The sequence below is a fragment of the Rahnella sp. CFA14(1/10) genome, assembly GCF_004195095.1.
In the GTDB taxonomy this organism is placed as follows: Bacteria; Pseudomonadota; Gammaproteobacteria; order Enterobacterales; family Enterobacteriaceae; genus Rahnella; species Rahnella perminowiae.
Genome location: NZ_SEWS01000003.1, coordinates 426444 through 438401 on the forward strand (window position 1 = coordinate 426444; position 11958 = coordinate 438401).

Below are 11958 nucleotides of genomic sequence, written 5' to 3' on the forward strand. Positions count from 1 at the left end.
AATTATTTTAGATTTTCAGGCAATGTGTGTCAGATCCTAAATCCGAGTCTAGGGGGTGGACTTCTGAATTGAAAATTGTATTTTGTGTTACATCCATAAACAAATGTTATGGATCTTGAGGATGTATTATGAAAATTAATCCCAGACAGGTTGAAGCTTTTCACAAGGTGATCCTTACCGGCGGCATTACCGCTGCCGCAAATATGATGAACATCACCCAGCCAGCGGTGAGCCGCCTGATCCGCGACTTCGAATATGCGGTTGATCTGAAGCTGTTTGACCGGGACGGACGCGGCTTGATCCCACGGGACGATGCCATCAAGTTGTATCGTGAAGTCGAGCGTTTGTACCTCGGGCTTGAACATATTTCACGTATTGCTGATGAAATCCGTCATTCAAAAGGCAGTGTTTTACGCATCGGTACGGTTGCGGCGCTTTCTGCGCTTTGCGCCGAACACATTCTGCCGCCACTGATTGAGAGTATTGACGACATCTCGCTGTTTCTGGATATCGAAAGTACTACGCACATCACTGATGTGGTGACCAGTAATCAGTACGACGTCGGGTTTATTTTTGGTAAGCCTGACGTGAAAGGACTGGAAGCAGAGATGCTGGCACGGGCGAATGCGGTCGCCGTGATGTCGCCGCGTCATCCGCTGGCCCAACAGGACGTGGTCACCGCGATGGACCTGACGCGTTACCGCCCTATTATTCCCGGGCGAAAAACGCCGCTGCGTGAACAGCTGGATCAGGTGATGAGCCGCCTCGATTTATATATGAATAACCCGATTGAAACGTCGCTGAACAATTGTTGTGTGATGGCGGGGAATAACCTGGGCATAGGTGTGGTCGATTTCATCACCGCACGCAGCCACAAAAGCGATATCGTTCTCAAACCGTTTACGCCCGATATCAGTATTGCCTATCTCGCCGTTTTCCCGCCGCAGATCCCAAAAAGTCGCCTGGTGGAATACATCACTCAGGAAATGAAGACCTTAATCGAGGGCTATTTGTAAAACGACCCGACAGGTTCGCTAAAATCATACCCGTCAGTCCAAAGTGTTAGTCCCCCCATAGCGATAAGCAATTCGCTGATAATGAGTGTGGCCAACTAGATGAATAATGCATATAAAATCACTTATCAATCAAAATAATGAATAAGTGTTTTTATTTTATTCTTTAAAATCAATCACAAATCCCATTCGCATAAATAATCACCCTTTCAATAAAATTTTACCTAATTTCAAACTCTTCGTTACACATTCACAACCTCGATGAGAAGTATTATTATTTGCGTGAAATTGTTCTATTTGGTTCATTTAATAACGAGTGGTCATTAAGTGTTACCTGTTTTCTATCAACAGTTATCTACAACTATGCAGTGAGATAAATCATGCCAACAACAAATAGCAAGTGGACCTGGCTCCTCTGGCTGCTGAGTGCGCTGATGCTCGTCATCGGTCTGATACTCGGTATCGGTGGCGCGTATCTGGCCACATTGGGAGGAAGTATTTACTTTCTGCTGATGGGTCTGGCGCTCATCGTTTCCGCCGTTTTGATTTTCAAAGGTAAGCCATCGGGCGCATGGCTTTACGCCCTGGCCTTTGTGCTTTCTGTTATCTGGGCTGTCCGGGACGCAGGTTTCACATTCTGGCCATTGTTCTCCCGTCTGTTCACGTTTGGCGTTCTGGCATTTCTGGTCGCGCTGATCTATCCGCTGCTTAAAGCACGCACGGGTCTGGTGACGCGTAAAGCGCCAGCCTTTTCAGTGGCGGCGGTTTTGGCTGTCGCGCTGATTGCCGCTTTCGCTAATACCTTTGTGCCAACACCTATCATCAGTACCGCCGACGATCAGGTGCCGGTGAAACCGGTAGAAAAAGGTGCAGAGCAAAAGAACTGGGAAAGCTGGGGTAACACCACGGCGGGTGACCGTTTCGCAGCCCTGGATCAGATTAACAAAACCAACGTGGATAAACTTCAGGTTGCATGGATTGCTCATACCGGTGATATCCCGCAGAGCAATGGCTCCGGCGCTGAAGACCAGAACACCCCGTTGCAAATCGGCGACAAACTGTTTGTCTGTACGGCCTACAGCAAAGTGATCGCCTTGTCTGTTGATGACGGTAAAAAGCTCTGGTCCTACGATTCCAACTCCACCGCGCCTAACTGGCAGCGTTGTCGTGGCCTGGGTTATTTTGAAAACAGCGCGGCGCCACAAGCCCCGGCAGCCCAACCCGCTGCGGTTCCTGCGGCTGAACCGGCAAGTCCGGTTGCGGCTTCTGAAGCGGCTACGCCTGCTACGAATGCGCCGCAAGCGCCAGCGGCGACCGGTGGCACTGTCAGCGGAACCTGCGAGCGTCGTCTGTTCCTGCCAACCATTGATGCGCGTCTGATTGCCATTAACGCCGATAACGGCAAACCCTGTGCTGATTTCGGTGACAACGGTGTGGTTGACCTGAAAGTCGGCATGGGTGAAGTCAAACCTGGCTACTATCAGCAAACTTCTACCCCGCTGGTCGCGGGCAATGTGGTGGTTGTCGGCGGTCGCGTCGCGGATAATTTCTCCACCGGCGAACCTCCGGGCGTGGTCCGTGCTTTCGACGTACATACCGGCGCACTGGTATGGGCCTGGGATCCGGGTAATCCGAACATTACCAAACTGCCACCGGCGGGTCAGACTTATACCCGGGGTACGCCAAACGTCTGGTCGGCGATGTCATACGATCCCAAACTGGGTCTGATTTACATGCCAACCGGCAACGCGACGCCAGACTTCTTCGGCGGCACGCGTACTGAGCAGGATGACAAATACAGTTCCTCCGTCGTCGCGGTAGACGTGGCCACCGGTAAAGTCCGCTGGACCTTCCAGACCACCCATCATGATCTGTGGGACTTCGATCTGCCGTCGCAGCCGCTGCTGTATGACCTGCCGGACGGTAAAGGTGGCAGCACGCCGGTGCTGGTGCAGACCTCCAAACAAGGCATGATCTTCATGCTGAACCGCGAAACCGGCCAGCCGGTCGCGAAAGTGGAAAACCGCGAAGTGCCGCAGGGTAACGTCCCGGGCGAACGCTACGCCAAAACGCAGCCTTTCTCTGTTGGTATGCCAAATATTGGCAATCAGACACTGAAAGAATCTGATATGTGGGGTGCAACGCCGATGGATCAGTTGCTGTGCCGTATCGAGTTTAAAGGTATGCGTCACGAAGGCGTTTATACACCTCCGGGTCTGGATCGTTCCCTGCAATTCCCGGGTTCTCTGGGCGGCATGAACTGGGGCAGCGTTTCGGTTGACCCGAACAATGCCATCATGTTTGTGAATGATATGCGTCTGGGTCTGGCGAACTACATGGTTCCGCGTGCACAGGTTCCGACCGGCGCGAGCGGCATCGAGATGGGGATGGTGCCGATGGACGGTACGCCTTACGGCGCAGTCCGCGAGCGTTTCCTGTCACCGCTGGGCATTCCTTGCCAGAAACCCCCGTTCGGTACGATGTCTGCGGTGAACCTGAAAACCGGCAAAATCGTCTGGCAGGTGCCGGTCGGTACCGTAAAAGACACCGGCCCGCTGGGCATCAAAATGCGTATGCCAATGGAAGTCGGTATGCCAACACTGGGCGCGAGCCTGTCAACGCAATCCGGCCTGCTGTTCTTCGCCGGTACGCAGGATTTCTATCTGCGCGCGTTTGATACCGCAAACGGTAAAGAGATCTGGAAATCCCGTCTGCCGGTCGGCAGCCAGTCCGGCCCGATGACCTACGTTTCACCGAAAACCGGTAAACAGTACATCATCATCAGCGCCGGTGGCGCACGTCAGTCCGCAGAACGCGGCGACTACGTGATCGCCTACGCACTGCCTGACGAGAAGTAAGATTTCGCAGTCCATGACAAAGCCCGCTGGTGCAGACCGGCGGGCTTTTTTTATTCAACGTAACCCACTGATATTCTTATTGATGCCTCTGTCGCCACGATAGCAATGTTAAAACATACTAAACAAAAAATTTGGGTTAAGGAGAGTGACGAGTATGATGCAACCATTACCCTTATTAACCAAAAGGAATTGGCATGGAAATCATCGGAGACAACAGCGTTATCACCAGTGTTGCACCCAAAGGTAAGGTTGTTTACTGCCGTGGTGAAACCCCCAGATACTGGCTGGAATTGCAATTTGTCGATGAGAATAATCTCCCCGTTGCCGGGCTGAAGGTCACACTGGAATACCATCCGCTGGCATCCGCGCAAGACGTCGCGATGTGGAAAAAATATAGCAATTACCACTACGATCCCACGCCACCACCCAATCCCCCTGCCGGCGTCACCGACAGTCAGGGACTGGTCAGATTCGACGATCTGTACTGGATAACGGTCGACGTAAAAGCAGACGCGCAACAACTGGCCGACGAAATGGAGCAGCGCCCGCTGGGGCTTCGGCGTAATCCGAACAGCCAGCCGGTGAGCAAAAATGCCTTTCGTCGGGAAACGCGAGATAAAAGCTGGCGATCTGACGTACAGGAAAAAGCCGAGGCCGCAGGATATACCCATCATTACGTGACCATCGGAGAACTTTGCGATCAGTTGCCTCACATTGAAGGCTGGGAGGAGACGGAGCCACCGGAGTTTCATTTTCAGCAGGGGCGTTCGCTGAAAGGCACAGAGATTGCGTGTCAGGCGCTGAAGCAACGGCATGTCATTGAAATCTGCCCGTTCCGGGCGTGGGTACTGGCACTGCATGACACCACCGGGTTTGACCTTGCCAACAGCCTTAATCTCGGCATTATGGCTGACCTCGCCTATTCGGCTGAAAAAGAGAATAAAACCGTGGCATACTTTTTCGGGCAAAAATGCCTGGATCTGTCTGCAATCCCTCAGTTTGCCGAGTTCCCGTCTTATTACCACACGCTGGCCGTGGATGTACCCTTCCGGGAACGTTATCGTAAAGCCGTTTATTTAAATACGACTGAAGTGGAACAGCCAAAAGGCGATACCCGGTTATTCACGGTTGAATGCGGCAAGCACATTATCGTCGCGTGGTGCGGTACGGACAGCCTGCTTAACGCTTTGACAGATATCTCCTTTGCGCCCAAAAAATGTCTACCAGAGCTTGGTGGCGTGGGTAATATTCACGGCGGTTTTCTGGAGGCTTATGATTTGGCGAAGCTGAAATTTAACAAAGAATTGAATGCGGTTAATCAATCGCTTGAAGAACGTGTTAAACAACTCTTCATCTGCGGCCACAGTTTGGGTGGTGCGTTAGCATTAACCTATGCCGTGGAGATGAAGAACAGCCACCCTATTCTGTATACCTACGGCATGCCACGCACCTTCACCCGTGCAGCAGTGCTTGGACTGGACACTGTAACTCACTACCGCCACATCAATGATAATGATTCAGTCACCCAAATTCCACCGGACGCCGATGTAGACAATATTTTCTATGAGAAATGGGGACCACTGGGCGACAAACTCGGCTTTGACTGGTCGTTAACAACGGTAGCCGGGTTGGGGGTGGCTGTTCGCGACCTGGCTTTTCAGTCGGCAGGAATTTCCGATAAAAAAGATCCTTACTGGCATCACGGCAATACGGTGATATTTTTTCAGGCTCAGCAGTGCGTGATGCAATCCCGTCATCAGAATGTGCCGTGGATAGGCGGCGGAGGCAGCGATAATCCGGTACCCGGCGTGGTGAGCAACTGTATTAAGCAGTCGGTTAAACTCTTTCTGGTGCCATCAATGAATGAAGAATGCCTTGATGCAACGGGCAAGCATCAGGCGAAGTTTATCGGGTGTCTGGATACTGTCAGTCTGAGAAAAACCTTCCCCCGGAATACCAATCCCGAACTGGACGGGCTTTTCAGCAACCCTTCCAGCCATTCTATGGCACACCGTTACCTGCCTTATATCCATAATCAGGTGCTTGAGCTGGCAAATCCCGATCTTGAGATGAACCGGAAGGAGAAGCGGGCTGAGTTCAGGCAGGAGATTGAAGCAACGGCCAAAGGCAGTGCCAACCAGGATGAAATCCAGCGAAACCGGGAATTTATAGCGCTTCAGGATATGTTGCCGGTGGCGCTAACCCGCACCCGGTCAGAAGATGTGGGCAAAAATTCCCTGATCCGTTTTGCTGCAGTTACGGAGGAAGAAGTTGAATTTTCTAAATAAAACAGCCCTGTTGCTGCCGACTGTGTTCTTGCTTTCCGCCTGTTATGGCAAAACAGACCAGACGCTGTCACCGCCGGAAAATGCACGGCGCGTAACCATAGCCGTCAGGGTTCCTGAGGGCATTACACTGTTGCCATTGCAAATGCTTTATCGTTCTGAACGGTGCAAGACTAAAAGCTATAACTCGAGTAATGAAGCCTATGAAATTCGCGGATATAACGGTTTCATGCAGGCATTTAGCCCGATTGCAAACAGCGATATCAGGCAGCAACGGATTGCCATTGATGGTGGCGGGAAATGCCAGTGGCAGCTTAATTCCATTAAAGTCAGTTTTAAGATCGCTGATGAAAATCCTCTCGTTAAAGGAAAAGAGGTTTTCGCTACTAATTATATCTTTGATTTTGATGATTATGGATTCAGTGATGGTTATGGAACAGGAAGAGCGAAAAAAGTCAGTGGCGATCTAGATATCAGAACAGATTTTTTCCCAGAAATATTTATTAGCCACAAATTCAAAAAAACGACACTGGAGTTATTTGGTGGGGATACCCGACATGAAAAATGGAGTCAACGTTACAGGGTTCATGATATTAAAACTATCGTTATAAACCCTGTCGTACATTTTAATCGAGTAGTTATACTTGAGGGACCAAATAAATCTCCAGGAAATATAATTGTGACTTATCCTGATAGTAGTAAGCAAAAAGCTTTGTATACAAAACCTGATTATGAAAAGCTGCTATCGATGAAATAGAAAGGGATTCTTTCGTTTCACATACTCAAGGAGGAAGAAGTTGAATTTTCTAAATAAAACAGCCCTGTTGCTGCCGACTGTGTTCTTGCTTTCCGCCTGTTATGGCAAAACAGATCAGACGCTGTCACCGCCGGAAAATGCACGGCGCGTGACCATAGCCGTCCGGGTTCCTGAGGGTATTACACTGTTGCCATTGCAAATGCTTTATCGTTCAGAACGGTGCAAGACTAAAAGCTATAACTCGAGTAATGAAGCCTATGAAATTCGCGGATATAACGGTTTCATGCAGGCATTTAGCCCGATTGCAAACAGCGATATCAGGCAGCAGCGGATTGCCATTGATGGCGGCGGAAAATGCCAGTGGCAGCTTAATTCCATTAAAGTCAGTTTTAAGATCGCTGATGGCAATCCCCTGGTAAAGGGAAAAGAGGTTTTCGCTACTAATTATATCTTCGATTTTGATGATTATGGATTTAGCGATGGTTATGGTACCGGTAAAGCGAAGGAATCAAGGGGTGATCTTCATATAAAAACGGATTTCTTTCCGAGGATTTTTATAAATCACATGTTCGAGAAAACCTCATTGAGATTCTTTGGTGGAGATACCGATTACGAAAAATGGAGCCGGCGTTACAAACTCCAGGATACTGAGAAAATACTTATCGAACCTATTATGTATATGAATAAAATTATAATTCTTGAGAGTCCAAATCCACCACCTGGAATGATTACGTTAACCTATCCCGATGGAAGCGTTGAAAAAACACAACCTATGGAACCCGATTACGAAAAGCTGCTATCGATGAAATAGAAAGTAAATGTTTCATTTTACATATTCAGGGAGGAAGTAATTGAATTCTCTAAATAAAAAAGGCCTGTTGCTGCCGACAGTATTTTTGCTTTCCGCATGCTATGGCAAAACAGATCAGACGCTGTCACCGCCGGAAAATGCACGGCGCGTGACCATAGCCGTCCGGGTTCCTGAGGGTATTACACTGTTGCCATTGCAAATGCTTTATCGTTCAGAACGGTGCAAGACTAAAAGCTATAACTCGAGTAATGAAGCCTATGAAATTCGCGGATATAACGGTTTCATGCAGGCATTTAGCCCGATTACAAACAGCGATATCAGGCAGCAGCGGATTGCCATTGATGGCGGCGGGCCATGCTTGTGGCAGCTTAATTCCATTAAAGTCAGTTTTAAGATCGCTGATAATAATCCTCTGGTGCAGGGGAAAAAGGGGTTTGCGACCAATTATATCTTCGATTTTGATGATTATGGATTTAGCGATGGGTATGGTACCGGTAGGGCAATCATGGCCAGTGGCAATCTTGAATTGAAAACAGATTTTTTTCCTATGGTTATTATAAATCAAATGTTCAATCAAACATCTATTGAGATGTTTGGTGGTGATACGAATTATGACAGATGGAGCCGACGTTACAAACTTCAAGATACTCAGAAAATAGTCATTGAACCGATATTACACTCTCAGAAAGAAGTATTACTACAGGGTGATGAAGAGCGTGGAATCGGGATGATGATCACTTATCCCAATGGAAGCATTGAGCATGTACGCAAGATAAAACCCGATTACGAAAAACTGTTATCCATGAAATAACGAAGTCATTACTAAGTTATCTTCAGGGAGGAAGAACTTGAATTTTCTAAATAAGAATTATGCGTTTTTACCCTTTATCGTGCTGCTTTATGGCTGTGATAACACTCCCGACCGCACTCTGTCCCCACCTCAGAATGCACAGTGGGTCGATGTGGTCTTCACGCTTCCGGCAGATACCGTTCTTTTACCAATGGAAGTTCTGTACCGTTCAGATAAGTGTAAAACAGTGCGTTATAACTCGAGTAATGAGCCTCATGATATTCCCGGTTATAACGATTTCGAGAAGCCATTCGGTCAGCAAGGAAGCAGCAATCTCTGGCGGACACATATCGCCATTGATGGCGGCGGGCCATGCTTGTGGCAGCTTAATTCCATTAAAGTCAGTTTTAAGATCGCTGATGGCAATCCCCTGGTAAAGGGAAAAGAGGTTTTCGCTACTAATTATATCTTCGATTTTGATGATTATGGTTTTAGCGATGGTTATGGAACCGGTAAAGCGAAGGAATCCAGGGGAGATCTTCATATAAAAACGGATTTTTTTCCGATGGTAACTCATCTGGATGAGAATGATATTAGCCTGGAGTTTTTTGGCGGTGAAACAGGATATGAAAAATGGAGAAGACGATATAAGCTCCATGATACGCAGAAAATATTTATTGAACCAAATGTTCATTTAACTAAAGTTGTTACACTCATTCCGCCTGACCAAACAGAGGATAGGGATTTTTCGGCGATTTATCCTGATGGGAGTACCGAAAAAATTCCGTATATTTATCCTAATTACGGAAAACTGCTATCGATGAAATAGAAAGTGAGTGTTTCATTTTACATATTCAGGGAGGAAGTAATTGAATTTACAAAATAAAACCGCCGGGCCCGCACAGACCGGCGGGCTTTTTTGTTAGGGGATTAAGGTAATCGCGCAGCCTGACGCCGAAGGCCTTCAAAAATTGCATGACTGATTTTTGCTGGAAAATCAGCGGGCAACATGGATTCCACTTCTGTAATCACTTGTTCAGTTTTATCCTTCATTTCCATCATCATATTCGACACGTTTTCTCGCGAGTAACTGACCCGTTGCGCCGTTGAGACAAAATGACGGGGCAGGATCCTGTCCCAGTGAAAATGCCGGTTATTGCCGAGTACCGCCATCGCCATTTTGGCTTTCTTCGCCGGAATACCTGTTGGATGCATCAGAGGAAATGCTGACATCACGTCATAAAACGGTGTCATACGGTATGCGCTACCCGGCTCGATATAAACACTGAAATTCTTAGCATGACCGTCGATAGCAGCCAGCATCCAGAAGAGGATCTGGCTCTTAAAAAACATGTCCCGATCCCCTCCTGCGCGTTGAGAACCTAACAAGAGCTTCATTGAGCGCGCAATCCCGGGGCCGCCGTCAGCCTCATATTTCAATGCCGGGGCGACGCCTAACGCCTGACAAAAATCCTCCTGTGGCAGCCTCATCAGCCAGGAGCCATCCTTCGACCAGCGACGATCGAAACGTTCGACAACCAGGACTTTTTGCGTACCGAAGCAGGCAATGTCGCACTGTGCGACCGGAAATCCGAATTGCTCCGCTATTTTCAGACACAGCCATTCATTCTCCACACTCTCACTTAAATCGATGCCATTGTTGGCAATGTAACCGATGGGGAGTTTAAGAATATGGCTGGTGGGCGTACTTCCCTGCGGGCGATGCCACTGGTCGCGATACCAGAGCAGTGCCGTTTTTTCCTGCGCACCGGCCAGAGAAATGCGAAAATCTTCAATGTCAGCCTCCATGCCCAAGGGCGCATCCTTATATCCCTGCAAAAGCTGCTCGATATCCTTTTCGCCAAGCGGTTGGGCATGAATTTCAGTGACAGGCGTAACCGGAGCACCTTCAGGATAGAGCTGGATCGCACCGACGCAATCACCGCCTATTCGCGACAGCAAATCGAAAGGTTGTTTAGTCGGGATCTGGAAACGCGCCTGAATACGGCTGCGTATTTGTTCGTTATCGGGCAGAAGATTGTCGAAAAAGTTGTATACCACCGCGCCACGGAATTTATCTGCCTGAAGAGGTAATGATAACGAGATGGCACGGGCTCCGGGGCGAGTGAGCCAGCTTTGATGATAAATAAATGACATTTCACCACTGCCGCCTTTTTCCAGCGTACCGACAGTAATGCCATTTAATGCGAGCGTTAACTTATCCATGTATTACCACTCCTGATCCCAGGAACTCTTTTCCTGGGGATTGATATCCCTTGGCGTGATCTGTAGCTCTAAATCCAGCGCCGCCAATAACTTGAACAGAGTCTCCAGACGGGTACCATCCGGATAATTTTCAAACTCTGAAACCGTTGACTGCTTCAGGCCGATTGTCTCAGCCGTTTTACTCTGGCTGAGTTTGCGCTTTTTACGCTCATTACGCAGTGCATTTGCCAGCATTTTTGTTGAGGTAATGTTCATTTTATCCTCCCAAGCGGATTTTTTCATTATATCCGCCATAAGGGATAAATCAATTTTTATCCGCTGTGGCAGATGAATCTAAAATATCCTTCAGGGAGGATAAACTGGAGCGCTTACCCAAGAGATGAGGTATCTGTAAAAGTAAAATACAGCCTGTAAACTGTTAAAAATAAATACACCTTATAAGCTGTAATTTGCCCCCCGGGGCCACCTCATGCTCAAATACCTGTTTTCCGCACAGATAAAGCTCCATGAAAAAAAGTGAATTTATCGCTCAGGATTTATTGAGCAAGATTTATCAGAACAGTGGTTCGTTACCGGACAAGTTACCGCCCGAGCGCCAGCTGGCGGAAGAATATGGGGTGTCGCGCTTTACGGTGCGTAAGGCATTAGAAAAACTGGTAAGTATCGGGGCGGTACACATTGTGCAGGGCTCAGGAATTTACATTAACCCCGGCGTGAGCAGTAATCCGCTGGTATACAACTCGATCACTGAAAAGAAATTCACCGAAATCAGCTTTAAAATGCTGGACCTGCATAAGCGGCGTCCGGATAAAGAAGAACAACAGGTATTCGATCTGAATACCGATGATTTTATCTGGGCGTTCACCCGCTTGCGGCGCGTCAGTCAGCGCAACGTACAGATTGAATATTCCCGCATGCCCGCCAGAGAATTTGGCGATCTGAATCAGAAGACTATTGAGCATTCCATTCAGCAATATGTTCTTAGCAAAGGCTATGTGATTTCACATTCCCTCACCCGCTATCAGGCGGTGACGGTGAGTAAAGAACAGGCATATATTCTGGGATGTAAAAAAGGCATGGCCGCCATGCACATTACCAACAGAGGCATTTTGCAGGGCGGCAAGGTTTACGCATTCAGCGACATTATCGACATCGATTATTCCTGCACCTACGTTATCCCGTTTAATCAGGACAATTTGGCTTTCCGCCAGAAGTAAG

General features: G+C 48.3%; 10 protein-coding genes. 8 read left to right on the forward strand and 2 right to left on the reverse strand.

The features are described from left to right. Positions 1 to 128 precede the first annotated feature (128 nt). From EVX52_RS08605 to EVX52_RS25530, 7 genes are all read left to right on the forward strand, one after another. Positions 129 to 1016 carry a LysR family transcriptional regulator gene (locus EVX52_RS08605; RefSeq protein WP_129991095.1) on the forward strand — a complete coding sequence of 296 codons (888 nt, stop codon included), beginning with the start codon at positions 129 to 131 and terminating at the stop codon, positions 1014 to 1016. Between the two features lie 377 nt (positions 1017 to 1393). Further along, positions 1394 to 3871 (forward strand): membrane-bound PQQ-dependent dehydrogenase, glucose/quinate/shikimate family, encoded by a 2478-nt coding sequence (locus tag EVX52_RS08610; protein WP_129953390.1) that lies wholly within the window; start codon positions 1394 to 1396, stop codon positions 3869 to 3871. A gap of 194 nt (positions 3872 to 4065) precedes the next feature. Further along, entirely contained in the window at positions 4066 to 6159 is a 2094-nt protein-coding gene (locus tag EVX52_RS08615; protein ID WP_129991096.1) for a lipase family protein, read from the forward strand. Further along, positions 6143 to 6913, forward strand: coding sequence for a hypothetical protein (locus tag EVX52_RS25515; protein ID WP_240783446.1), 771 nt, complete (start codon positions 6143 to 6145; stop codon positions 6911 to 6913). The genes EVX52_RS08615 and EVX52_RS25515 overlap by 17 nt, the downstream gene beginning before the upstream one ends. A gap of 40 nt (positions 6914 to 6953) precedes the next feature. Beyond that, positions 6954 to 7724 (forward strand): hypothetical protein, encoded by a 771-nt coding sequence (locus EVX52_RS25520; RefSeq protein ID WP_240783447.1) that lies wholly within the window; start codon positions 6954 to 6956, stop codon positions 7722 to 7724. Between the two features lie 40 nt (positions 7725 to 7764). Further along, on the forward strand, positions 7765 to 8535 hold the full coding sequence (locus EVX52_RS25525) for a hypothetical protein (RefSeq protein WP_240782845.1): 771 nt from the start codon (positions 7765 to 7767) through the stop codon (positions 8533 to 8535). A gap of 37 nt (positions 8536 to 8572) precedes the next feature. Further along, positions 8573 to 9343 carry a hypothetical protein gene (locus EVX52_RS25530; RefSeq protein WP_240783448.1) on the forward strand — a complete coding sequence of 257 codons (771 nt, stop codon included), beginning with the start codon at positions 8573 to 8575 and terminating at the stop codon, positions 9341 to 9343. 101 nt (positions 9344 to 9444) lie between these two features. Here EVX52_RS25530 and EVX52_RS08640 read toward each other — a convergent pair whose 3' ends face one another. Further along, entirely contained in the window at positions 9445 to 10740 is a 1296-nt protein-coding gene (locus EVX52_RS08640; RefSeq protein ID WP_129991097.1) for a type II toxin-antitoxin system HipA family toxin, read from the reverse strand. Positions 10741 to 10743: 3 nt separating this feature from the next. Then, entirely contained in the window at positions 10744 to 10995 is a 252-nt protein-coding gene (locus EVX52_RS08645; RefSeq protein WP_129953732.1) for a helix-turn-helix domain-containing protein, read from the reverse strand. A gap of 251 nt (positions 10996 to 11246) precedes the next feature. Between EVX52_RS08645 and EVX52_RS08650 the strand changes: the two genes are divergently transcribed. Then, positions 11247 to 11957, forward strand: a complete 711-nt coding sequence (locus EVX52_RS08650) for a GntR family transcriptional regulator (protein ID WP_129953386.1) — start codon at positions 11247 to 11249, stop codon at positions 11955 to 11957. Position 11958: the final 1 nt, after the last annotated feature.